This window comes from Variovorax boronicumulans (assembly GCF_019352895.1).
Classification (GTDB): Bacteria; Pseudomonadota; Gammaproteobacteria; order Burkholderiales; family Burkholderiaceae_C; genus Variovorax; species Variovorax boronicumulans_A.
Genome location: NZ_JAAAFX010000001.1, coordinates 83,599 through 104,115, shown reverse-complemented (window position 1 = coordinate 104,115; position 20,517 = coordinate 83,599). Strand labels below are relative to the sequence as shown.

Below are 20,517 nucleotides of genomic sequence, written 5' to 3'. Positions count from 1 at the left end.
TCCTTAGAGGAAGCGGATTCCTCGGCTCTCGTAGACGGAGTTGCCTCGCGCCTCGGGATTGAGTGACAGCAGCGTCACTGCGTTGAATGAGGCCATCAGCGGGTCGATCTTTGCGGTCCCGGATGCCTGCTTGGTGATCACCACGGCATTGCCAGACGGGGTGACCTTCGCGTTTCCGACGCACCAGTTCATGAGCGGCTGCCCGGCATGGATCAGCACGTGCTCGGCGAGCTTTCGCTCGGTCGTCTTGATGGCGCCGGTCATCTTCCAGCCCTGGCTGATGCCGATCACCTTCTCCTGCGGAATCTTGGCCTCGACAAGAGCGTCCAGAATGGCGCCGATGCCGGCCGGGTCGCATCCCACCTTGTCGAGAAGGCCGGAGGCCTCGCACCTCTTCACAAGGGTGGCGACGCCCTGGACGTCGTCGCCCATCGCCTTGACCAGCACCAGGTCCCCGGTCTTCGCGAAGTCCATCAGCCGAGGTGCGATGTCCTTCCGACGCTCGAGCACGGACGGGTGCGCAAACGCTCGGGTCCACAGCATCCAACGCTTCTTGATCACGGTGCGCGCCGGGATGAATTCCTTCGTGTCCTCGTCGATGTGCGCCGGCACCTCGAACTCCTCCGCCTGACGGCGCCGGCCTGCGACTGCCAGGCCCAGCAAGTCATCGAGCCCGCCGCCGTCGATGCCCACGTCGACCACCTCGCACTCGTTGAGCAGCTGCTCAAGCGTCATGCCCGGCGCGCCCTGCGCCTCCCAGAACTCGGCCCCGGCCCAGCGGTCGGACCGGAGGTTGACGCCGATCTCGACGTTGCCGTGCTTGGCCAGGAAGCCGCGGATCGACTCCACGCCGGCCAACGACGCCTTCTTGAACTCGCGCTCGAGGTACTCCTCGTCGACCGACACGCCGTAGTTCGGGTTCACCATCGGCAGGTTTTCGAGCTTCAGGTGCTCGCCGCTGGCCACCATCTCAGGCGGGTGCTCGTAAAGCACCGGCAGAAACGCCTTGTCCTCGATCTTTCCGTCGCGCACGTCGCGTGCGTACTGCAGGTCTTGCCGGAAGATGCCAGCGGGCGGCTCGTCGGACTGGGTGCTCAGCTTGATCACCATGCCCTCGGGCCGCGAAGCCAGGCCACCGGCCGCCTCACGGAACATCGCCTCGGAGTTGATGCGCTTGCCGAAGATCCATTCTTCGTCGATGAGCACCCAGCTCGCCTTCTTGCCGCCGACGGTATCGCTGTCGGCCGCAACCACCTTCAGCGTCGACCCCATCACGCGGTGCGTGATCGTCCGGACGTGGTCCTGAACGTGGAACAGGTCGATCAGCTCCTCGTCGGCCTTGATCATGTCGCGGGCCGGCGCGTAGGCGTTGTTCGCGATCTCGACCGTCGGGGCCAGGATGATCATTTCCGCCGACACCCGCCAGTTCAGGATCAGCGCTGTGAGCATGATGCCGGCCGCGAGCGTCGACTTCGAATTCTTCTTCGGGATGAGCATCAGCGCCTCCCGAATCAACCGGCGACCCGTCTCCACGTCGTAGGCACCGAAGATGGCCGCGACGAAATCGAAGACGAACTGCTCGCACGACTCGCCGAAGGTCGGGCTGCCCGGCGCGTCGACGATCCTCAGCTCGCGGAAGATGGCCAGCGCCTCCGCCGCAGGCGCCGCGAAGATCGGTGCCGGGATGATCGACCGCCGCGCGCGCAGCCGGGCCGCCCAGTCTGGGCACGCGGTCGACCATTCAGCCATCAGCGCTTACCGACCAACTTCAGCGGCGGCGCGGATGCGGCGAACTTTCCGGCGCCGGCCTTCTTCGCCGCCGTGGCCTGGCCATCCTTCTTGCCTTGGTCCGCAACCTTGCCGTGCACGAAGGGCAGTAGCGCGCGCGCCGCGATGATCCGCTGCTTCGGGTCGAGCGCGATGTCATTCATCGCCGCGGTCAGGAACGCTTTCGGGTCGGTGTGCTGCATCGCGGCAGCCAGGTCGAACTTCGGTCCGTCCTGCACCTCGGCCGGAGCCGGGGCGACAGGATCCTGCGCAGCCTTCGCCCCCTTGCGCACGCTCGCCGCCGGCGGCTCAGCAGCGGGCCGCTTTTTCGCCAGATACGCGACCACTTCCGGGTCTTTCGCGAGCCGAGAGCCGGCCGGCGAGGCCGTGGCCACGCTGTAACCGGCCAGGATCGCGGCCGCCTTGTTGGTCTTCCCCGAGAGGACGGCGTCGGCGAAGGCCTTCTTCTTCCCTGTTAACGCCATTAACACCACCTCGAATCCAGATTTATTGTCCGAATGGGGAACCACATGGTTTCCAACCCTGCCAGGCCGAGGACTTCTGACCACCCCCGGCCCCCTCGATGAGGCCGCCGTGACCGCGATGGAAGGGGTCGAAGGGTCGACCCGCACCTCGAAGGCAAGCGCCTCCTGGGGGCTGCTGGCCCCTCCTGGGGCGATGGGGCTGAGTCGCCCCCTCGTGGTGCATCGAGTGCGAAGCAACTCAGTCACCTCGGAAAATCGACTTCCTGACAGGGTTAGCCGTCATAGCTTTTCTACTCGCGGGCAGCGCAGAGGGTTACGGCCCACGGCTTTCACACTCGGTCGGGCCTGAATCCGGCCTTGCCGCCCTTCTCGACCGTGGTCTTGGCCTCATGGCACTCCAGGCACAGGGGGCGAAGGTTGCTGTCTGCGTTGGTGCCGCCCTGCTCGAGCGGCTTGGTGTGGTCGATGTGGTCGCGGCTCGCGATCCAGACGCGGCCGCAGCCAGCGCACCGGTGACCGTGAGCCAGCGCGACGCGCTCCCGGGTTGCCATCCATGCCCGGCCTCGGATGCGCTCGGTCGTCCCGGCCTTGGCCTGGAGCGTCGGAGTGCGGGAGAGCTGCGCCGTCTGGAGGCGCGGCCGAAGTGTGGTGAGAGCCATGAGGACTTCCCTTGTGGGGTGGCTGTCTGCCCGGTGTCGCTCGCCTTGATGACGCTAGCGCATGCGCGGAAACCTCGCCGCTCCCAAGCCCCGGAGCGGACCGGCTCAAGTTGCCGGAAGACGTGGATGGAGCATCCCGAGGGAATCGAACCCTTCTCTGCTCAGCGTGGAAGACTGGCGGCACGGCCCGCGTGCTGGGATGCGGAAACGAAAAAGCCGCCGGGCATTGCTGCCGGGCGGCTGGATCTGCTGCGACCTACTTGCGGTATCGCCCCTTCTCGCACCAGAACCTGGTCTGAGCTTCGGGCTGCGCTTGGAAGAGGCGTTGCGCTTGTGCGCAGTTCTCGGCGTTGTAGCCGCCACGATCTGCGGCGTCGAAGGTGGCGATGTGGATTCGCTCCGCCGGGGACACCACGCTAGATCGGTAGAGGGTGTACACGTCGCTGTCGCTGCAAGCCGTCAACAACGTCGCGAAGAGGAGAAGAGATGCTCGCATCACCGAAGCATACGAAAAAGCCGCCTCGGTGGGCGGCTTGCTGCGGAGACACCTTCCCCGTCAGGGGCGGCGGCCGGCGCCGGAGCGGCGGCAGGGTGTTCAGCAGAGATTCGAGGGCAGCAGCCTCAGCAGGCTGCGCGTTCTCGGGCGCGAGTATAGCGGCTACTTCGCGCAGCCAGCAACGCCTTTCGGTTTGCGCAGGAAGATCCGCGGCATGGAGCCATCGGCGCGCGGCACCGCGCCGGCCCGCTTCGCCTCCACCACCTGGCGGCCATGGACGCGCAGCCCGATCTGCGCACGGTTGCGCGCACGGCAGTGGTCCATCCATTCCACGGCGCGCCCGCCGAGGGATTCGTGCGGCGTCACGCTCTTGCCGGTGCCGTGGCACTCCGGGCAGGCCTTGCCGTTCTGCCGGCCGGTGCCCTCGACCACCTGGAACTTCGTGCCGTTGCAGACCGGGCAGCGCTGGTGCAGCCACCAGCCGATGATCTCCACCGCCTTCGCGGTCGCCTCCTCGGCGCCCCAGCGCAGCAGCTGCAGCGCGAGCTGGTCGCGCACGTCGGGCAGCGACTTCAGGCGTTCCATGAACAGGCCGAGCTGCTTGCGGTTGAACTCGTTGGCCTGGCGGCCGGCCAGCTTGCGCTGCTCCTTCGTGCTCTTGCCGGCGGGCAGGAAGTACTCGGCGCCCAGCAGCCGCGGCCGCTCGCCCGAGTCGTATTCGGTGTGCAGGCGCATCACGGCGCCGCCGACGCGCATCTGCGACCAGCCGGCCGCGATGATCACGTCGGCGTCGCCCAGGCGGTCAGCCTCGACGCTCAGGTCGGATGAGCTCATGGCCGAGGTGTAAGCCTCTTCGATACCGCGTTTTTCGTCGTTCAACATGGGTTCCTCCTAGGTGTCGTTGTGGTGATGGGTCAGGGGGCCGGCTCGACGGCGACCGATGCCGGCGGCATGGTCTGGCCGACGATCCAGAGGGCGATGGAGCCGCCTGCGTTCAGCGCGGCCAGGTCCGCGGCGTCGGGCTTCCAGAAGGAAACGACGTGCGGCATGCCGTCGACCTGGACGTCGGTGATCGCCAGCGCGCTGCAGGGCAGCTCTTCCTGCTTCCAGCCGGCGGGCGCGCCGAGCACGCGGGTGTTCGAAGGGTGCTGCGTGGGCCTCATGCCGGAACTGCCTCGCGCGGCGCGGGCAGGCGCTCGGCGTCCTCCGCGCCGTCGTCGGCCTTGGGATCGATGCGGCGCAACCAACGGTCCTCGATCTCGCAGATGGCACCCGGCAAGACGTAGTCCGACCTCGCGATGCCGCTGTCGCCCCAAGAGAGCACCTTGACCCCCTGCAGCACCTTCACTGACCACACCACGCCACGATTCCATGGCGCGATCTTGTCGGCCGCGGCCTGGCGGACCACTTCGACGAGCGCGCCATCGTTGGGGTCGAGCGAGCATTCGAACTTGGCGAAATCGCCGGGCTTCACGTTCATAGGGTCTCCATGTGCCCGACGGGCGTTGCGTTGAGGTGTGCCAGGGCCCAGCGGGCCGCGGCGATGTCTTTCGGATCGGCGGCCGCGCTGCCGGCGATGGCGCGCCACTCGCAGACCTGGGCCAGGTGGCCCAACATGAAGGCCGCGCGCTTCTGCGCCTTCGTCGCGCCGGCGTACGCGTCCGTGTAGTGGTTGCAGGCGCTGCAGCCCCAGCACGTCAGGGCGTCGCTGACCTTGCAGGCCATGCCCTTCCCGTTCTCGACGCCCCCGCCATGGCACGCGACCGTGGTCTCGGCGTCGTAGTTGCAGATGGGGCTGCGGATCAGGCAGGGCTTGCCACGGGCCATGCGCAGCAGGTGCGCGTTCTCGGCGCGAGGGTGCTTCGGCACGCTGGTGGCCATGCCGCTGCAGTCGGCGAGCACAGCGCGACGCGGCGCAGGCCGCGGCACCGCTGGAATAATTTCCGGAATAATTTGCACATCGTTTTGCACTCGGGCGCGCGACGTCGGCCGCTTGAAGCCGGTGCCGCGCTTCATGGGTTTGCGTGTGAGCGTCACCGGTATTCCTCCCAGTCACGCACGCTGAACGACGCGCCGAGCTCGATGCCGTAGGCGGTGCACTGCTCGATGTAGGCGCTGTACGCGCGGATGCCGAGGTCCTCGCTGCTGACCCGGTCCTTCCGGCGGCGCTTCTTGCCCGTGATCGGGTCGAGGTTCGACACCCAGCGCGCGCCGAGGAACTTCTCGCGGCAGTGCTCCTTCCACACCTTGGCGGCGAAGGTCTTGCCCTCGACGCGGATCTGCTCGGCCATCTCCTTGAAGATGACACCGTGCAGGTACTTGCGCTGCTGGATCGACTTCGCGTCCTCCAGCTCCTCGCCCTTCACCACCAGTTTGTGGCCGGCCAGCAGCATCTGCTTCGCCCACGGCCAGAAGGACTTCGACATGACGTCGTGGCCCTGGGCCGGGTCGTGCATGACAACGATGTGGTTCATCCGATCGCCCTTTCGCGCGCGGCGACAGTGGCCGGCGTGGCCGGCGCGAAGTAGCGGAACCGGCAGGCGTTCGTCGGCGCGAACGATCGCGCGGCGCGCGTGCGCTCATCAGGATCCGCCTTGCACAGGCCGAAGCCCGAGGCCCGTAGCGGCGAGCCCTTCAGGTTCCAGTGCTTGCAGTCGATGCAGGTGCCAGTCATGCGGCCTCCAATGAGGATTGGTCGCAAAGGCCGTAGCTCGAGCTGCAGCCGCCAGCATCGTCGAGGTCGATCAGCAGGTCGCGCTGCTGGCCGCCGCGGGTCGTTTTCGACCACTCGATCCGCGTCCAGATGTTCAGATCGGCGAAGATGACCCGGCGGTCCTTGGCGTCGTGGGCGTCGGCCATGAAGGTGCTGAATCCGCGCTTCGAGCACATCGAAACGATCCGCTCCCACTCCGCGATGCGCGCTGGGTGCTCAGGGAAGCGCAGCGCGATCGCGCGCAGCTCGTCCTTCCGGCAGTTAATGCAGGGCATGCAGCCGACGCGCCCCATTCCCTGCAAGTACAGCGGGTTCGGACGGATGCCGCGGGCGGCAGCAAATTCGAATACCTGCTCAGCGGTCCATTCGACGATGGGCCTGAATATCCACAGGCCGCCGCCGACGCGTTCCGAAAGCTTGGCGTTGCGACGGTTCTGCGATTCGTTCCGACGGATGCCCTGCCAAGAGATGACCTGGTGGCCGGCCTCCATCAGCTCAAGTTGGAACTCGACGGCCATCGCCGTCTTCAGCTCCTGCGTGCAGAACTGAGCCTTCCGAGACGGGAAGCGACCCTTCCACATGCAGAGGTCGAGGAACGGGTTGCCGCTGGGGTACATGACCGACAGCGCGCGACGCTTGGCCCGATTCGACCAACGAACCTTCCGGCCCGTGCACTTCCGCGTCTTGATGACCGGCTTTCCAGCCGCGTCGAAGATCAATGCGCCGTCGCCAGGCCGACGCGCCTGGACTGGTCGGCCCTGCGCATCCACGACCTCGCGCCGCACGGCTTCGCGCCGGGTGCGCACGTCGCGCGCGATGAACTGGCGCTTTGCGCCCAGCTGCTCGGTGAAGTCCGCTTTCAGTCTGGTGATCTTGATGTCGAGCGCCAGCTCAAGGTAGTCGAGATAGGCGTAGGTATCGGCGTGCTCGTTGCCGGTGTCGCAGAAGATCGGCAGGACATCCTCGCGCGGGCAGCGCTCCAGCGCGATCAGCAGCGTGGCGGTGCTGTCCTTGCCTCCCGAAACGGAGACGACGTGTTTGATGCTCATGCTCCCGCTCCCGCTTCCTGCCGTGTACCGACCCAGGCTGCATGCAGAGGGTGCAGCTGTGCCAGGGCCAAGCCGACGATGGATGTCGCGCCAGGCTGCGCACACATGCGCACCTCGACTCGGCGCTCCAGCGAGTGCGCTTTCTGCGACGGCGGGCGCGAGGCCTTGCGGAAGCTCTGCGCCTCCCGCCGAGCCTTCACCAGCGCGAGGTCGCGCGCGGCGCGCGCCTCTGGCGCGAGGAACACCTTGCGGTGCCCGATCGAGGCCACGCCGGCGGAGGTGATCTGGAAGGTGTGGCGCTCCTCGGCCAGGCTGCGGCTTCGGATGTCGCGCAGCGTGGCGACGATCCTGGGACGGCCGATGTCGGGCAGCGCGGCGACGATCTCGTCGGTGGTGCGCGCCTTGCCGTCGGACAGGAGGTCGATGACCTGGTGGGTGAGCGTCATGCTGCAGCTCCTTGGAACATGCGATCGAGCCGGAGCAGCTCACGCGCCTCGTCGCCGCCGGCCGCGCCCACCGCGTTCGCGATGGCGCGCTTCAGGCCCTCGAGGCCCGAAGGCAGCGGCACGTAGCCGGTGAGCTTCTGGCGCGCGGCCTGGGCGAACGCCTTGTTCCTGGCGCGCGCGGCCGCGGCGTGCTTGCCGCGCAGCTCGTCGCTCATGCCGATCGCGTTCTCGAACGTGAAGGCCTTGCGCGGCTCGCACGCGATGCACAGCGTCACGAACTGCGGCAGGCTCGGCGGGAATTCAGGGTGCCGGGCCTGACACTTTTCGAGCGCAGAGACCACGACCGCCTCGGCGAAGCGGTGCAGGCTGAAGGCCCACACGGTGCGTGCGCTGGCCACGCCCATGTCCCGTTTGCGCGCATCGAGCACGCCGGACGCGAACTTGCTCAGGAACAGGTTGCCGTAGTAGCCGTGCATGACCTTGAAGACGTTGTTGATGACCGTCTCGTCGGGCTGCGACTGGGCGGCGCGGATCGGGTCCGCGTGGGTGACTGGCCTAAGCATCGAAGGTCTCCTGTTGGTCCATGTCGAAGATCGCGGCGGCCGCGCCGGCATGGCGGTGCGGTGCTGCAGCGGTGCGCTGCGCGGTGGGCGTGAAAGCCCAGTCCGCGCGGAAGTGATCGCCGGGTCCGAAGAAGGTGGCCGGCTGCTTGATGAACTGCGGCTCGGTGCAGGAGGAGCGGCAGAACGCGGCATAGCGCTGCGCGCCGGCCAGCAGGTCTGCCACGTCGGCGCCGGCCTTGACCCGCGCATTCCAGGCCTTCAGCGTGTCGGCCTTCGACGCGCCGGGCCGCTTCGGGTAGGCGGTCCACGCGGCTTCGAAGTCGGCCGAGTACTTCGGCGCCGGACCCGACGAGATACCTTCTGAACGAAGTGAAGAAAGGGTTCCGGTTCCGGTTCCGGTGGCGTCTCTCCCAGGGTCACTCCCATGGGAGTCCCCTGGTAGTCCCGTGGTTGTCCCGTGGGACAAATCGGGACTCCCATGGGACGCTGCCGTCCTTTCCGCGTCCATCCGCGCCCTGTACGCGGCCTTCCGCGACCGCTCCTTGTCCTTGGCGCCGAGCATCTCGATCACGCGCTCGACGAGGGTGTCGTGGTACATGCGGCCGTCGTCGGCGCACCACCAGCCGCGCATCAGGCAGGCCCGGTGCTTGGCGAAGGTCTTCATGGGCATGCCGATGCGCGCGGCCACCAGCTCGTCGGCGGCCGGCAGCGAACCGCACGGCGCCTGCTCCCAGGCGGTCATCCAGAGCATGAGCAGCCAGGGCTTGATCTCGGCCGGCGCGAGCGCCCACGTGTCCGACTGGCGGATGCGCTCGTGGTCGAGCTCGAACCGCCAGCCTTTCGCGCGCACGTCTGCGGGGTATGGGGCCACTCGAGCGATCAACGCGCCCTCCACACGGCGCACCTGTCGCGCCGGTCGTCGGTCTTCTCGATGCCGCCGGTCTCGGAGATGCGCCGCTGGACCTCGTAGTAGTCGATGCCGGTGAACTCGGCGATCTCGCGCGCGGTCATCGGCCCGCGGCGCAGCGCGGCCAGGATCTGCAGGCGCTCCCCCGCGGCCTTGTCGGTGGTCGCGTGGCGCCCCGCTGCGCGGCTGGTCTGGCCATCCGTGCGGCGGCTGCGCGTGTCGGCGAAGGACGTCCGCATCGCTACTGGCCTCCCAGCGATTCGAGCTGGCGCATGGCCTTGGCCAGCTGGTTGCGGATGTCCTGCACCTCCTGCGCGTTCTTGGGCCGCGCGTCAGGGGCCAAGAACTTCTCGACGAGATACATGATGGGCGTGTTGTCGCCCGTCTTTTCTATGTAGAGCTCGAGGCTGTCGACGCTGAACTTGCGCGAGGTGTCGTCGCTGATCTGCACGGACAGGTTGCCGGGCGCCAGGTCCAGGTCGATGGCCACCCGGCCCAGGCCGCGCTGGTAGACGCCCGCGCCGACGCATTCACGCAGCGACCGGTATCGCTCGAGCAGGCCGGGCACGAAGTCCAGCGTCAGCTGGTCCTTCTTCTCGCCTTCATGGCGCACGAGGCTCACATTTGCCATGTGGCCTCCCTGCGCGCGCGCTCTATGGGATAGACCTCGCGGAGGTCTTCACGACCCGGCGCCGGAGCCCGGCATTGGGGTCGATTGATAAGTGGCGATAGCATTCTTTATCCGTGCTTCTCAGTAGTTATCAATGGGGTGCAAAAAAATGGAGGCATGGAACAAGCACACACCGCCGCCTTACGCGCCCTCGCCTCGCTGGGCATCTGCATGCCTGCGAGCTGCCTCAGCCATGAGCCGACGGAAGTCGGCGGCATCGGCGAAGGTCACAGCCAGGAAGGCGAAGCCCAACATGCAGAAGATCGCGATGCCGGCCGGGCCGTACGCGCCGCAGGCAGCAGCGAAGGCCGCGCAGGCGGACGCGGAGAACATGGCGGCCACGGACAGCAGGTATTCCCAGTTCTGAATGAGGCGAGCGAGAAGCGACTTCATCGGTCGTTCTCCTGGCGTGCGTGGGCGCTGGGCATCTCAGGCCGTGGCCTTCGCCTCACGCACCAGCAGCTCGGCCGGGACCTTCTTCCCCTTGCGGACAAGGGCAGCGATCACGCGGTCGTCGATGCGACCGGGGAGCATCTCCGGCCACTTGTCGACCGCTTGGTAGGTGATACCGAGAGCTTCGGCGGCGGAGGCGATGGAGCCTCCGAGCACTTCAATGGCTTTTGATTTCTGCATGCGCATGATTGAACCACAGTTCAATATCACAAGCAACCGCAGTTTAGTCGCAATCTGTCACGATTCAACCATGGTTGAACTTGGAGAGCGCCTGAACTCGGCGATGAAGGCCCGCGGCGTGAGCATCACGGCGCTGTCCCTGGCCGTCGGTATGTCGTACCAAGGCATCCGGAAGATCGTTCGGCAGGAAACCAAAGAGATGGCCGCGTCGAATTGCGACAAGATTTCTGCCTTCCTCAAGATCAACAGCAAGTGGCTGTCGACCGGCGAAGGCCAGATGGATCTCGTGAGCGAAGGCATCCCGCCGCCACCGGCCATGCCAGATGAAGCGATCGCGATCGCGTCGTCTAGAACAACTCGCATCCCAGTCATTGGCAAAGGAGCGGGCGGGCTCCCGGAGCGGATTTGGGATGACGCGGGGCACCCAGTGGGCGAATCCGATCGGTTTGGAATGGTCTACAGCTCGGACCCGCACGCCTTCCTAGTAGAGGTCAGCGAAGAGAGCATGCTCCCGAAGTACACCCCCGGGGACTTCGCTCTCGTCGAACCCAGCAGCGAGGCAGAGCTCGAGGATGATGTGCTGGTCCGGCTCGCCACCGGGCAGACGATGATCAAGAGGCTGCTGTCCCAGCGCGGCGCCTATCGCTTCGGCAGCTACAACAACACTGCCGTGCTGCACTACCGTTTTGAAGACGTCACGTGGGTCTACTACGTGCCGTACCCCGTCCCGCGTCGCAAGATCAAGGACCACTGGTAAGCGGAAACTGACCGCAAGAGAAGGAGACAAATGGCACTGATTGCCTGCACCGAATGCCGAGCCGAAATCAGCGACAAAGCCGCGGCGTGCCCGTCATGCGGAGCCAAGATCAAGCGCTTCAAATGGTGGTTGTGGCTGCCGCTGGCCGCGGTGCTCGCCTTCTTTGCACTTGGCGCCAGCGTTCCCCAGTACGAATCGGATGCTCGGGCCGCCAGGAATATCTGTGAGCAGAGTTTCGCCAGAGGCGCGGTGTCCTCGCTGTCGGAGTGCAATCGCCTCTACGACGACATGATTGTCAAGGGCAAAAAGCCCTGAGTCCGGCCGCCGATTCCAGGCGCTCAACCCCCGGCATCGGTCACTCCTCCAGCCCGCCATGTGCGGGCTTTTCTTCGTCTGTTGCCTGAATACTACTTTTGAGTAGTACGCCTGATTAACTATCTTGGGGTAGTAGATCGGGCTCGCTGTGCCCTTCTTTGAACCGCAGATGCGAAAACAACGTTCAAAGTCTTAAACTGTGGTTGCACAACCTTATTGAACTGTGGTTCAATTCTTTCCATGCCGCTGCATCCCGCAGCCAGTCATGGAGAGAACGATGATCCGCATTACCGATTCGCGCGGCCAGAAGGGGCACCTTGCGCCTGCTGCCATCGCGCAGGTCACCGAGGCCGGTGCTTCCTCGCAATGGCACGGCCATCAATCCCTGGAGGCGCTGACGAAGCGCGAGCAGGAGAACCTGTTCGGCGCGATCGCGGCTGGTGTGCTGCTGCTGGGCGCGCTGGGCGGCCTGGCCATGGCGGTGTTCCTGTGAGCGCCGCGAAGCACACGCCGGGCCCGTGGCTCCGTGACCGCGCCTCTGGCGTCGGTTGCGACGTGCGCGCCGCCAACGGCCGCAAGATCGCGGCCTGCTGGGGTTTGTCGACCAGCGCAGCGGCGCGAAAGAACACCCCCTCGTATCGCGCCGAGTGCGATGCGAACGCAGTGCTCATTTCCGCATCGCCGGAAATGCTCGAAGCCGGCAAGTTGATCTTGGCGGCCGACGCACTGGCGGATGGCGACCCGCAGTTCGATGAAGCCATGGAGCGCGGCATCCGTGCCATGTCCGAGGCCATCGCCAAGGCCACCGGGAGCGCATCGTGAGCGCCGCCCACGCCACAGTCAGTTGCAGCCAGTGCGGCGGCAGCTTCGGGCCCGGCACCAAAGGCTTCTCGCACTGCGCGGGCCATGCCGCCGCGGCCCGCGACACGCTGACCATCAGCCTGACGGTCGACGGCAAGACCATCGACGCATCGTTCTCCCTGGAGGGTACGAGCGCGCGATGCCTCACGGGGCCCAAGTCGTTCCGCCGTGACGAGGCGCTTGACCACATCGTGCGTTTCGCCACGAGCCGCCTTGACCGCGCGCTCAGCGCTCGCCTCAAGGAGGGCGCCAGCACGGCGCGTGCCGCATGAACGTCGTCCTCCTCCGCTGTCTGCTCGGCACCCTGCTCGCCTTCCTCATCGGCGCGAGCGGCCCGCTGCTCGACGGCCCCACCGAGTTCGAGGCCGCCCTCGACACCGCCGCCGCGGCACGCGACATCGAGCGCGCCGATCTCCCCGACCTCATCGCATCGAAAGGCACTCCATGAGCACCGCCAATTCCGCGCCGCGCCCGGCCATGCCGCGCGCCGAGCGCTCCGGCCGCACCACGCCCGACTTCACCTTCGACCCGACGGTGCGCAAGCAGGGCCCGCGCATCGAAACCGCCGACGAGCGCGCCGAGCGGCTGATGGCCGGCCTGCGCGTGGCCGAAGGCAACGCCAGCGCCTGGCAGTGCTTCGCGACGGCTGCCGTCTTCCTCCTCGGCGCGAGCGGCGTGATCGCCGCCGTCGTCCACCTCTTCCGTCCCTGAAAGCAACCATGCCCGCAGCAACACTCGACCGACCGAAAGCCCGCACGCACGCGGCACCGCGCCGCGCCGCCGCGAAGACATCGCCGCCGAAGGCGCCAGCGCGCGACACCGCCTCCAACGACCCGCTCGTGAACGCGCTGGCGTTCATGGGCGCGGGCGGCACCTCCGACCACTACCTGAAGGTGATGGAAATGCGGGAGGCGCATCGCCAGCGCGAGGCGTTCACCGCGTTCCACGATTCGATGGCCGCGTTCAAGAGCAACGCGCCCGAGATCATGAAGGACCGCGAAGGCATGACGGCCGATGGCGACGCCTACCGGTATGCCTCGCTCGGCGGCGTGACCGCGGCGATCATCGGCGCGCTCGCGGCCCAGGGCATCACGCACCGGTGGGAGATCAAGCAGGACATGGGCCTCGTCGCCGTCAGCTGCACGCTGGTCCATCGGCTCGGGCACTCGGAAAGAGCTGAGATCTCCGGCCCGCCCAGCACCGACCCCAACCTGACCCCGACGCAGCAGATCAACTCGACGGTCACCGTGCTGCAGCGCTCCACGCTGCTCGCCGCGACCGGCCTGTCCACCAAGGACATGGACGACGACAACGGTCGCGGGCCCCGGCCAGAGCCGCGCACCGCCGCCGCGCCGGCGCCAGCGGCCACCTACCCCGCCGAGGCCTTCGCGAAGAGCGCGCCGACCTGGCGCAAGGCCGTCGAAGCGGGCACCAAGACGCCCGAGCAGCTGATCGCCATGTTGCAGGCCAAGCACCCCCTCACCAACGACCAAAAGCAAACCATCGCCTCCTGGGCACCGAAGGGCAACTGATCATGGAAATCCTCGAACTGAAGCAAGGCTCGCCCGAGTGGCATGCACACCGCGCCGCCCACCGCAACGCCAGCGACGCGCCGGCCATGATGAACTGCTCGCCGTACAAGACGCGCACGCAGCTGCTGCACGAGATGAAGACCGGCGTCACCGCCGCGGTGGACCCGGCCACGCAGCGCCGCTTCGACGCGGGCCACCTCTTCGAGGGGCTGGACCGGCCGCGCGCCGAGGCGGTGATCGGCGAGGAGCTGTTCCCGGTGGTGGGCGCGGAGGGGATTCTGTCGGCCTCGTTCGACGGCCTGACCTTCGGCTGGGACATCAACTACGAGCACAAGACCCTCAACGACGAGCTGCGGGCCGTGATGGTGCCGGGCTGCACCGGCGCAGTGCTGCCGCTGATGTACCGCGTGCAGATGGAGCAGCAGACCATGGTGTCGGGCGCCAAGAAATCGCTCTTCCGCGCGACGAAGTGGAAGGGCAAGGAGCTGGTCGAAGAGCGCCAATGCTGGTACGAGCCGGACGCGGCGCTGGCCGCCGAGATCTTGGCCGGCTGGGAGCAGTTCGAGAAGGACCTGGCCGCCTACGTGCCGGCCGAGCCTGTCGCGCCGCGCGCGCTCGGCGCCACCCGCGAGCGCCTGCCCGCGCTGGTCTTCGAGGTGCGGGGCGAGATCGCCGAGAGCACCCTCGATGCGTACAAGGTGAAGGCCCTGGCCGTCATCGGCGACATCCCCTCGAAGCCCGAGACCGATCAGCAGTTCGCCGACGCCAAGGAGGATGCCAAGTTCTGCCGCGAGATCCAGGAGGCGATGGGCTACGCCGAGGCCGCCGCGCTGGGCCGCATGGTCACCGTCGACGAGGCGCTGAAGGTGATGCGGTTCATCGGCGAGACCGCCAAGCGCAAGGCGATCGACCTCGAGAACGCCGTGACCGCCGAGGAGAAGCGCCGCAAGCAGCAGATGGTGATCGACGCCGCGACCGCGCTGCGCGAGCACGTGGACGCTCTGGACAAGCGCCTGGGCCATCCGTACATGCCCGGGGCATCGCGCTCGGCCGACTTCGACGGCGCCATCAAAGGCAAGCGCTCCGTGCCGAGCATGCAGGACGCCGTGGACAGCACGCTGGCCCAGGCCAAGATCGCCACGAACGCCACGGCCGAGCGCATCGACGCCAACCTCAAGCACCTCAACGCCGAGGCCGGCGAGTTCCTGACGCTGTTCCCTGACGTCGGCGTGCTGGTGCTCAAGCAGGCCGACGACTTCGCGGCGGTGGTGAAGCTCCGCGTCGCCGACCAGCGCGCCAAGGACCAGAAGAAGGCCGACGACCTGCGCGAGAGCCTGGCGCAAGAGGCGCGCAACACCGCCGCGGCCGAGGCGCAAGCTGCCGCGGTGGTGCAGCACGCCGTCGCCACGCCGCCGCCGGCCTCCCCCACTGCGCCCTCCGCCGCTGTCGCGCCGCTGCGCACGACGCCAAGTAGCGGCTCCGCCGCTCCTGCGCCGGCGCCGGCCGCCGCGAACCTGCTGATCGGCGGCATCAACCGGCGCCTCGGCTACGACGTCAACGCGGTGCTGCTGAAGCAGCTCGGCTTCGAGCCCGTGCGCATCGACGGCGCCCGCCGCTTCTACCGCGACAGCGACCTGCCGCTGATCGGCCGCGCGCTGGCCGCGCACTCCATCCGCGTGACCCAACTCGAGGCCGCTACTGCGTGAACGATGTGGCAAAGCACAAGATCATTTCTGCCTACGTCCGCTCCAGCGAGCTGGCGCCCGACCATGACCAGGCGTGCGCCGCTGTGGCCCAGGCCCTCGGCCGCGACGTCGAGACCGTGCGCGGTGTCGTCGATGAGTACCTGGCGCTGAGCCACGAGGAGCTGGCATGAAGCGCGACAACTTCACGCTCCCGATCGGCTTCGCCGATGAGCTCATCATCGACAACTTCGCCGGCGGCGGCGGCACCAGCACTGGCCTCGAGGCTGCCTTCGGCCGCCCGGTCGACATCGCGATTAACCACGATCCCGAAGCGCTGGCCATGCACGCCATGAACCACCCGCTGACGCACCACCTGCTCGAGAGCGTCTGGGACGTCGATCCGATCAAGGTGACGCGCAACCAGCCGGTGGGCCTGGTGTGGCTGTCGCCCGACTGCAAGCACTTCAGCAAGGCCAAGGGTGGCACGCCGGTGGCCAAGCACATCCGTGGGCTGGCCTGGGTCGGCATGCGCTGGGCCGCGCTGACGAAGCCGCGCGTGCTCATGCTGGAGAACGTCGAAGAGTTCACCACCTGGGGACCGCTGCTGGTCGGCGCCGACGGCATGGCGCGGCCTGACCCGGCACGCCGTGGCCAGACCTTCGACAGCTTTGTGCGCCAGCTGCGCGCCCACGGGTACGCCGTCGAGTGGCGCGAGAAGCGTGCATGCGACGACGGCGCACCGACGATCCGCAAGCGTCTGTTCCTGATCGCGCGCCGCGACGGCCTGCCCATCGTGTGGCCCGCGCCGACGCACGGCGACCCGAGCAGCACGGCCGTGATCTCGGGCAAGCTGCTGCCCTGGCGCTCGGCGGCCGAGTGCATCGACTTCAGCCTGCCCTCGCAGAGCATCTTCGGCCGCAAGAAGGCGCTGGCCGACAACACCCTGCGTCGCGTGGCAAAGGGCCTGTGGCGGCACGTGCTCACCAGTCCGAAGCCCTTCATCGTGGGCGTGGGCGGCCGCATGGGCCAGAGCCCGGCGCGCGGCGTGCACCAGCCTGTGCAGACCATCACCTCGAAAGCCGACTCGGCCGTAGCGGTGCCGATGCTGGCGCCCTTCATCGGCGAACATGCCAACGCCAGCAACCAACGCAACATGGCCGCTGACGAGCCGCTGCGCACGATCTGCGCACAGGTCAAGGGCGGGCACTTCTCGATCATCGCGCCAACGCTGCAGCCGCTGCGCGGCACGAGCGAGAGCCACCTGCAGGGCGACGACGTGGCCGCGCCCCTGTCGACGATCTCGGCCGGCGGCATTCACCACGCCCTCGCCAGCGCGCACCTGATCCAGACCGGCTACGGCGAGCGGCCGGGCCAGGAGCCGCGCGCGCTCGACATCGACAAGCCGCTGGGCACCGTGGTCGCGGGCGGCGTGAAGCACGCGGTGGTCGAAGGCGCCTTCATGACGAAGTTCCGCACCGGCAGCGTGGGCCACGACCTGCAGGAGCCGATGCACACCATCACTGCGAACAGCCACGTGAAGCGCCCGGGCGGCAGCGTGCCAATGGGCGTGGTCGCCGCCCACCTGGTGGACATGGGCCACGGGGAATCCTGCTCGACCGGCGCGAAGCGCTGGAGCGACGGAGCGCGTAGCGTAGACGTGCCGCTCAACACGATCACGGCCAGCAGCGTGCCGAGCGCCGTGTCCGCAATCCACCTCACGCACCTGACGCACCACGGCAACCGCGCGGGCAACGACCCTGCCGAGCCTCTGCGCACCATCACCGGCGCGCACCGCGGCGAGCAGGCGATGGTGGCCGCATGCCTCGAGCAGGCGAACGGCGGGTTCTACGAAGGCGACGGCCGCGCAGCGGATGCGCCGATGTCGACCATCACCTCTGCCGGCAGCAACCAGCGCCTGATCACCGCCTACTGCGTGAAGTACTACAGCAGCGGCGGCCAATGGCAGGGCCTGGCCGAGCCGATGCACACGCTGCCCACGAAGGGCCGCATGGGCCTTGTGCAGTGCGTGCAGGTGTCGTCCGACTGCCTGGCGCCCGAGCTGCGCGAGCGCGCGCGCCAGTGCGCCGCCCTGCTGCACCTGTACCTGCCCGAGCACTTCCCCGAACCCGCCGACCTGGTGCTCGTCGGCGACTGGGTGCTGGTCGACATCACGCTGCGCATGCTGAAGGCGCCCGAGCTGTTCCTGGCGCAGAGCTTCCCAGCCGACTACGTGATCCACGAGATCCCAGACCCGAAGCTGCTCTTCGCGGGCGGCGTGCAGGCCGCCGACCCGCTGTCGGTGCCGCGCATCCCACTGACGGCCACGGCCCAGGTCCGCATGTGCGGCAACAGCGTGGCGCCGGCCCAGGCCGAGGCGCTGGCCCGCGCCAACTTCGCGCACGAAGCACAGATCGACCGGAGGGCCGCCGCATGACCAGCTACACCGAATTCCTCCGCCAGAAGATCCGGCTGGCCCAGTTCAAGGGCTTCGACGTGCCCGCGACGGAGATCAACCCGCACCTGAAGCCGCACACCCGCGACATCGTGCGCTGGGCTGTGCAGGGCGGACAGCGCGCGATCTTCGCCAGCTTCGGGCTGCACAAGACCGCTACCCAGCTCGAGATCCACCGGCTGATCGGCCGGGCCCGGCCCGAGCTGTACCGCCTGCAGGTCGCGCCGCTGGGCGTGCGCCAGGAGTTCCGCGCCGAGATCGAGGCGCGCTTCCAGGGCGAGCACGCCATCGACATGCGCTTCGTGCGCCGCGACAGCGAGATCGACGACCCGGCCACCCTGTACCTGACCAACTACGAGGCGGTGCGCGAGGGCAACATCACGGTGCCGCGCTTCGGCGTCACCAGCCTCGACGAGGCCAGCGTGCTGCGCAGCTACGGCAGCAAGACCTACCAGGAGTTCCTGCCCGCCTTCGCGCCGGTCGAGTTCAAGTTCGTGGCCACGGCCACGCCGAGCCCGAACCGCTTCAAGGAGCTGATCCATTACGCCGGCTACCTGGGCGTGATGGACACCGGCCAGGCCCTTACCCGCTTCTTCCAGCGCGACAGCGAGAAGGCCGGCAACCTGACCCTCTACCCACACAAGGAGGAGGAGTTCTGGCTGTGGGTGGCGAGCTGGGCGGTCTTCATCCAGCGCCCGAGCGACCTGGGCCACAGCGACGAGGGCTACGTGCTGCCGGAGCTCGACGTGCGGTATCACGAGGTGCCGAGCGACTACGCGGCGGCCGGCAACGAGAAGAACGGGCAGGGTCTGCTGATCCCCGACGTGGCCATGGGCCTGTCCGCCGCGGCCAGCGAGAAGCGCGGCAGCATGCCGGCGCGCGTCGCCAAGGTGCAGGAGCTGGTCTGCACGGATCCTGCTGATCACTTCATCGTCTGGCACGACCTCGAGGACGAGCGCCACGCGATCCAGCAGGCCATCCCGGAGGCGGTCAGCGTGTGGGGCACGCAGGACCTCGACGAGCGCGAGGACCGGATCGTGGCCTTCGGCAACGGCGCGCACCGCGTGCTCAGCACCAAGCCGGTGATCGCCGGCAGCGGCTGCAACTTCCAGCGCCACTGCCACCGCGAGGTCTTCGCTGGCATCGGCTTCAAGTTCAACGACTTCATCCAGTCGATCCACCGCGTGCACCGCTTCGGCCAGGCCGCGCGCGTGCGCATCGACATCGTCCACACCGAAGCAGAGCGCGAGGTGCTGCGCACCCTGCAGACGAAGTGGGCCCAACACGAGGAAATGGGAAAGAAGATGACCGACATCATTCGCAAGTACGGGCTCACGCAGCTCGCCATGCAGGACGCGCTGGCCAGGTCGATCGGCGTGAAGCGCATCGAGGTGCGCAGCGACCTTTTCAGCGTCGCCCAAAACGACTGCGTCGAGGAAGCGAAGCTGCAGCCCGAGGGCTCGGTCGACCTGATCGTGACCAGCATCCCCTTCGCCAACCACTACGAGTACACGCCCAGCTACAACGACTTCGGCCACACCGAGGACAACGCGCACTTCTGGGCCCAGATGGACTACCTGACGCCCGAGCTGCGCCGGATCCTGGCGCCGGGCCGCATCTACTGCTGCCACGTGAAAGACCGGATCAACTTCGGCAACGTCACCGGCGCCGGCGTGCCCACCGTCAGCCCGTTCCACGCCGAGGCGCTGTTCCACGGCATCAAGCACGGCTTCGACTACCTCGGGATGATCACCATCGTGACGGACGTGGTGCGCGAGAACAACCAGACCTACCGCCTGGGCTACACCGAAATGTGCAAGGACGGCACGAAAATGGGCGTGGGCTCGCCGGAATACGTGCTGCTGTTCCACAAGCCGCAGACCGACCGGGGCCGGGGCTACGCCGACAAGCCGGTGGTGAAGTCGAAGGCCGAATACAGCCTGGCGCGCTGGCAGGTCGACGCGCACGCCTTCTGGCGCTCGAGCGGCAACCGCCTGCTGACGGCCGAGGAGATGGCCGGCTACGGCCCGGCGAAGCTCGCCAAGCTCTTCACCGAGCACAGCCTGGCCAACACCTACGACTTCGACTTCCACGTGAAGATCGGCGAGGAGCTGCTCGCGCGCCAGGCCTTGCCCAGCACCTTCATGAGCCTCGCGCCCGGCAGCCACCACACCGACGTCTGGCATGACGTGGTGCGCATGCTCACGCTCAACGGCGAGCAGTCGAATCGCGCCGTCGAGAAGCACGTCTGCCCGCTGCAGTTCGACATCGTCGACCGCCTGATCGAGCGCTACAGCATGAAGGGCGAGCGCGTCTACGACCCGTTCTGTGGGCTGGGCACCGTGCCCGTGCGCGCGATCAAGCTGGGCCGCACGGGCGGCGGCAGCGAGCTCAACCCCGCCTATTTCCTCGACCAGGTGCACTACCTGAAGGCGGCCGAGCGCGAGCACAGCATGCCCACCCTCTTCGACCTCGAGGAGCTCACGGCTTGACCACACCCGCAGACCCGTGGGGCTACCCGCCTCCG

Annotated in this window: 29 protein-coding genes and 1 tRNA gene; 12 read left to right on the top strand and 18 right to left on the bottom strand. The window is 67.6% G+C overall.

Annotated features, from left to right (window positions below; genetic code table 11):
• Positions 1 to 3 precede the first annotated feature (3 nt).
• From K0H49_RS00610 to K0H49_RS00525, 18 genes are all read right to left on the bottom strand, one after another.
• The gene (locus tag K0H49_RS00610; RefSeq protein ID WP_219209208.1) at positions 4 to 1,749 is read right to left on the bottom strand and encodes a terminase large subunit; all 1,746 of its coding nucleotides are present in this window, start codon (positions 1,747 to 1,749) and stop codon (positions 4 to 6) included.
• Positions 1,749 to 2,297, bottom strand: a complete 549-nt coding sequence (locus K0H49_RS00605) for a terminase small subunit (protein ID WP_374122281.1) — start codon at positions 2,295 to 2,297, stop codon at positions 1,749 to 1,751. Before K0H49_RS00605 ends, K0H49_RS00610 begins: the two co-directional genes overlap by 1 nt.
• A gap of 284 nt (positions 2,298 to 2,581) precedes the next feature.
• Positions 2,582 to 2,911, bottom strand: a complete 330-nt coding sequence (locus tag K0H49_RS00600) for an HNH endonuclease (protein ID WP_257624519.1) — start codon at positions 2,909 to 2,911, stop codon at positions 2,582 to 2,584.
• A 127-nt stretch (positions 2,912 to 3,038) separates the two neighbouring features.
• Positions 3,039 to 3,114, bottom strand: a tRNA-Gly gene (locus tag K0H49_RS00595).
• Positions 3,115 to 3,569: 455 nt separating this feature from the next.
• On the bottom strand, positions 3,570 to 4,289 hold the full coding sequence (locus K0H49_RS00590) for a zinc finger-like domain-containing protein (protein ID WP_219209207.1): 720 nt from the start codon (positions 4,287 to 4,289) through the stop codon (positions 3,570 to 3,572).
• Positions 4,290 to 4,321: 32 nt separating this feature from the next.
• The gene (locus K0H49_RS00585) at positions 4,322 to 4,570 is read right to left on the bottom strand and encodes a hypothetical protein (protein ID WP_219209206.1); all 249 of its coding nucleotides are present in this window, start codon (positions 4,568 to 4,570) and stop codon (positions 4,322 to 4,324) included.
• A complete protein-coding gene (locus K0H49_RS00580; protein WP_219209205.1) occupies positions 4,567 to 4,887 on the bottom strand; it encodes a hypothetical protein in 321 nt (106 codons plus the stop codon). The genes K0H49_RS00585 and K0H49_RS00580 overlap by 4 nt, the downstream gene beginning before the upstream one ends.
• Positions 4,884 to 5,444, bottom strand: coding sequence for a nuclease domain-containing protein (locus K0H49_RS30930; protein ID WP_219209204.1), 561 nt, complete (start codon positions 5,442 to 5,444; stop codon positions 4,884 to 4,886). Before K0H49_RS30930 ends, K0H49_RS00580 begins: the two co-directional genes overlap by 4 nt.
• A complete protein-coding gene (locus K0H49_RS00570) occupies positions 5,441 to 5,881 on the bottom strand; it encodes a hypothetical protein (protein WP_219209203.1) in 441 nt (146 codons plus the stop codon). The genes K0H49_RS30930 and K0H49_RS00570 overlap by 4 nt, the downstream gene beginning before the upstream one ends.
• Complete coding sequence (locus K0H49_RS00565) at positions 5,878 to 6,081, bottom strand: hypothetical protein (RefSeq protein WP_219209202.1); 204 nt, start codon at positions 6,079 to 6,081, stop codon at positions 5,878 to 5,880. The genes K0H49_RS00570 and K0H49_RS00565 overlap by 4 nt, the downstream gene beginning before the upstream one ends.
• Complete coding sequence (locus K0H49_RS00560; RefSeq protein ID WP_219209201.1) at positions 6,078 to 7,169, bottom strand: phosphoadenosine phosphosulfate reductase domain-containing protein; 1,092 nt, start codon at positions 7,167 to 7,169, stop codon at positions 6,078 to 6,080. The genes K0H49_RS00565 and K0H49_RS00560 overlap by 4 nt, the downstream gene beginning before the upstream one ends.
• Positions 7,166 to 7,615 carry a hypothetical protein gene (locus K0H49_RS00555; RefSeq protein WP_219209200.1) on the bottom strand — a complete coding sequence of 150 codons (450 nt, stop codon included), beginning with the start codon at positions 7,613 to 7,615 and terminating at the stop codon, positions 7,166 to 7,168. Before K0H49_RS00555 ends, K0H49_RS00560 begins: the two co-directional genes overlap by 4 nt.
• Complete coding sequence (locus K0H49_RS00550) at positions 7,612 to 8,178, bottom strand: hypothetical protein (RefSeq protein ID WP_219209199.1); 567 nt, start codon at positions 8,176 to 8,178, stop codon at positions 7,612 to 7,614. The genes K0H49_RS00555 and K0H49_RS00550 overlap by 4 nt, the downstream gene beginning before the upstream one ends.
• Positions 8,171 to 9,028, bottom strand: coding sequence for a hypothetical protein (locus K0H49_RS00545; RefSeq protein ID WP_219209198.1), 858 nt, complete (start codon positions 9,026 to 9,028; stop codon positions 8,171 to 8,173). Before K0H49_RS00545 ends, K0H49_RS00550 begins: the two co-directional genes overlap by 8 nt.
• Positions 9,029 to 9,057: 29 nt before the next feature.
• Positions 9,058 to 9,324, bottom strand: coding sequence for a winged helix-turn-helix domain-containing protein (locus tag K0H49_RS00540; RefSeq protein ID WP_219209197.1), 267 nt, complete (start codon positions 9,322 to 9,324; stop codon positions 9,058 to 9,060).
• A 2-nt stretch (positions 9,325 to 9,326) separates the two neighbouring features.
• A complete protein-coding gene (locus tag K0H49_RS00535; protein ID WP_219209196.1) occupies positions 9,327 to 9,716 on the bottom strand; it encodes a hypothetical protein in 390 nt (129 codons plus the stop codon).
• A gap of 180 nt (positions 9,717 to 9,896) precedes the next feature.
• Positions 9,897 to 10,148: a hypothetical protein gene (locus tag K0H49_RS00530; protein ID WP_219209195.1), complete on the bottom strand. Its 252-nt coding sequence runs from the start codon at positions 10,146 to 10,148 to the stop codon at positions 9,897 to 9,899.
• Between the two features lie 36 nt (positions 10,149 to 10,184).
• The gene (locus tag K0H49_RS00525) at positions 10,185 to 10,394 is read right to left on the bottom strand and encodes a hypothetical protein (RefSeq protein ID WP_257624517.1); all 210 of its coding nucleotides are present in this window, start codon (positions 10,392 to 10,394) and stop codon (positions 10,185 to 10,187) included.
• Here K0H49_RS00525 and K0H49_RS00520 point away from each other — a divergent pair.
• The 12 genes from K0H49_RS00520 to K0H49_RS00465 all read left to right on the top strand — a co-directional run bounded on the left by K0H49_RS00520 (position 10,387) and on the right by K0H49_RS00465 (position 20,482).
• A complete protein-coding gene (locus K0H49_RS00520) occupies positions 10,387 to 11,145 on the top strand; it encodes an XRE family transcriptional regulator (protein ID WP_219209194.1) in 759 nt (252 codons plus the stop codon). The two genes, K0H49_RS00525 and K0H49_RS00520, sit on opposite strands and share 8 nt — an antisense overlap.
• Positions 11,146 to 11,175: 30 nt before the next feature.
• Entirely contained in the window at positions 11,176 to 11,460 is a 285-nt protein-coding gene (locus K0H49_RS00515; protein ID WP_219209193.1) for a zinc-ribbon domain-containing protein, read from the top strand.
• Between the two features lie 277 nt (positions 11,461 to 11,737).
• On the top strand, positions 11,738 to 11,953 hold the full coding sequence (locus K0H49_RS00510) for a hypothetical protein (protein ID WP_219209192.1): 216 nt from the start codon (positions 11,738 to 11,740) through the stop codon (positions 11,951 to 11,953).
• A complete protein-coding gene (locus tag K0H49_RS00505; RefSeq protein WP_219209191.1) occupies positions 11,950 to 12,282 on the top strand; it encodes a hypothetical protein in 333 nt (110 codons plus the stop codon). The genes K0H49_RS00510 and K0H49_RS00505 overlap by 4 nt, the downstream gene beginning before the upstream one ends.
• On the top strand, positions 12,279 to 12,593 hold the full coding sequence (locus tag K0H49_RS00500; protein ID WP_219209190.1) for a hypothetical protein: 315 nt from the start codon (positions 12,279 to 12,281) through the stop codon (positions 12,591 to 12,593). The genes K0H49_RS00505 and K0H49_RS00500 overlap by 4 nt, the downstream gene beginning before the upstream one ends.
• Entirely contained in the window at positions 12,590 to 12,769 is a 180-nt protein-coding gene (locus K0H49_RS00495) for a hypothetical protein (RefSeq protein ID WP_219209189.1), read from the top strand. The genes K0H49_RS00500 and K0H49_RS00495 overlap by 4 nt, the downstream gene beginning before the upstream one ends.
• On the top strand, positions 12,766 to 13,032 hold the full coding sequence (locus K0H49_RS00490) for a hypothetical protein (protein WP_219209188.1): 267 nt from the start codon (positions 12,766 to 12,768) through the stop codon (positions 13,030 to 13,032). Before K0H49_RS00495 ends, K0H49_RS00490 begins: the two co-directional genes overlap by 4 nt.
• Before the next feature lie 8 nt (positions 13,033 to 13,040).
• On the top strand, positions 13,041 to 13,853 hold the full coding sequence (locus K0H49_RS00485; RefSeq protein ID WP_219209187.1) for an ERF family protein: 813 nt from the start codon (positions 13,041 to 13,043) through the stop codon (positions 13,851 to 13,853).
• Between the two features lie 2 nt (positions 13,854 to 13,855).
• The gene (locus K0H49_RS00480) at positions 13,856 to 15,559 is read left to right on the top strand and encodes a YqaJ viral recombinase family protein (protein WP_219209186.1); all 1,704 of its coding nucleotides are present in this window, start codon (positions 13,856 to 13,858) and stop codon (positions 15,557 to 15,559) included.
• On the top strand, positions 15,556 to 15,729 hold the full coding sequence (locus K0H49_RS00475) for a hypothetical protein (protein ID WP_219209185.1): 174 nt from the start codon (positions 15,556 to 15,558) through the stop codon (positions 15,727 to 15,729). Before K0H49_RS00480 ends, K0H49_RS00475 begins: the two co-directional genes overlap by 4 nt.
• Positions 15,726 to 17,972, top strand: a complete 2,247-nt coding sequence (locus tag K0H49_RS00470; RefSeq protein ID WP_219209184.1) for a DNA cytosine methyltransferase — start codon at positions 15,726 to 15,728, stop codon at positions 17,970 to 17,972. Before K0H49_RS00475 ends, K0H49_RS00470 begins: the two co-directional genes overlap by 4 nt.
• Positions 17,969 to 20,482 (top strand): DNA methyltransferase, encoded by a 2,514-nt coding sequence (locus tag K0H49_RS00465; protein WP_219209183.1) that lies wholly within the window; start codon positions 17,969 to 17,971, stop codon positions 20,480 to 20,482. The genes K0H49_RS00470 and K0H49_RS00465 overlap by 4 nt, the downstream gene beginning before the upstream one ends.
• Positions 20,483 to 20,517 lie beyond the last annotated feature (35 nt).

Bases quoted from the DNA above. Each gene is read 5' to 3' on its own strand.
- K0H49_RS00600 (WP_257624519.1), bottom strand. From the start codon at position 2,911: ATGGCTCTCACCACACTTCGGCCGCGCCTCCAGACGGCGCAGCTCTCC.
- K0H49_RS00530 (WP_219209195.1), bottom strand. From the start codon at position 10,148: ATGAAGTCGCTTCTCGCTCGCCTCATTCAGAACTGGGAATACCTGCTG.
- K0H49_RS00580 (WP_219209205.1), bottom strand. From the start codon at position 4,887: ATGAACGTGAAGCCCGGCGATTTCGCCAAGTTCGAATGCTCGCTCGAC.
- K0H49_RS00525 (WP_257624517.1), bottom strand. From the start codon at position 10,394: ATGCGCATGCAGAAATCAAAAGCCATTGAAGTGCTCGGAGGCTCCATC.
- K0H49_RS00610 (WP_219209208.1), bottom strand. From the start codon at position 1,749: ATGGCTGAATGGTCGACCGCGTGCCCAGACTGGGCGGCCCGGCTGCGC.
- K0H49_RS00470 (WP_219209184.1), top strand. From the start codon at position 15,726: ATGAAGCGCGACAACTTCACGCTCCCGATCGGCTTCGCCGATGAGCTC.
- K0H49_RS00540 (WP_219209197.1), bottom strand. From the start codon at position 9,324: ATGCGGACGTCCTTCGCCGACACGCGCAGCCGCCGCACGGATGGCCAG.
- K0H49_RS00495 (WP_219209189.1), top strand. From the start codon at position 12,590: ATGAACGTCGTCCTCCTCCGCTGTCTGCTCGGCACCCTGCTCGCCTTC.
- K0H49_RS00555 (WP_219209200.1), bottom strand. From the start codon at position 7,615: ATGACGCTCACCCACCAGGTCATCGACCTCCTGTCCGACGGCAAGGCG.
- K0H49_RS00490 (WP_219209188.1), top strand. From the start codon at position 12,766: ATGAGCACCGCCAATTCCGCGCCGCGCCCGGCCATGCCGCGCGCCGAG.
- K0H49_RS00570 (WP_219209203.1), bottom strand. From the start codon at position 5,881: ATGAACCACATCGTTGTCATGCACGACCCGGCCCAGGGCCACGACGTC.
- K0H49_RS00510 (WP_219209192.1), top strand. From the start codon at position 11,738: ATGATCCGCATTACCGATTCGCGCGGCCAGAAGGGGCACCTTGCGCCT.
- K0H49_RS00585 (WP_219209206.1), bottom strand. From the start codon at position 4,570: ATGAGGCCCACGCAGCACCCTTCGAACACCCGCGTGCTCGGCGCGCCC.
- K0H49_RS00535 (WP_219209196.1), bottom strand. From the start codon at position 9,716: ATGGCAAATGTGAGCCTCGTGCGCCATGAAGGCGAGAAGAAGGACCAG.
- K0H49_RS00520 (WP_219209194.1), top strand. From the start codon at position 10,387: ATGCGCATGATTGAACCACAGTTCAATATCACAAGCAACCGCAGTTTA.
- K0H49_RS00515 (WP_219209193.1), top strand. From the start codon at position 11,176: ATGGCACTGATTGCCTGCACCGAATGCCGAGCCGAAATCAGCGACAAA.
- K0H49_RS00480 (WP_219209186.1), top strand. From the start codon at position 13,856: ATGGAAATCCTCGAACTGAAGCAAGGCTCGCCCGAGTGGCATGCACAC.
- K0H49_RS00565 (WP_219209202.1), bottom strand. From the start codon at position 6,081: ATGACTGGCACCTGCATCGACTGCAAGCACTGGAACCTGAAGGGCTCG.
- K0H49_RS00485 (WP_219209187.1), top strand. From the start codon at position 13,041: ATGCCCGCAGCAACACTCGACCGACCGAAAGCCCGCACGCACGCGGCA.
- K0H49_RS00465 (WP_219209183.1), top strand. From the start codon at position 17,969: ATGACCAGCTACACCGAATTCCTCCGCCAGAAGATCCGGCTGGCCCAG.
- K0H49_RS00560 (WP_219209201.1), bottom strand. From the start codon at position 7,169: ATGAGCATCAAACACGTCGTCTCCGTTTCGGGAGGCAAGGACAGCACC.
- K0H49_RS00590 (WP_219209207.1), bottom strand. From the start codon at position 4,289: ATGTTGAACGACGAAAAACGCGGTATCGAAGAGGCTTACACCTCGGCC.
- K0H49_RS00550 (WP_219209199.1), bottom strand. From the start codon at position 8,178: ATGCTTAGGCCAGTCACCCACGCGGACCCGATCCGCGCCGCCCAGTCG.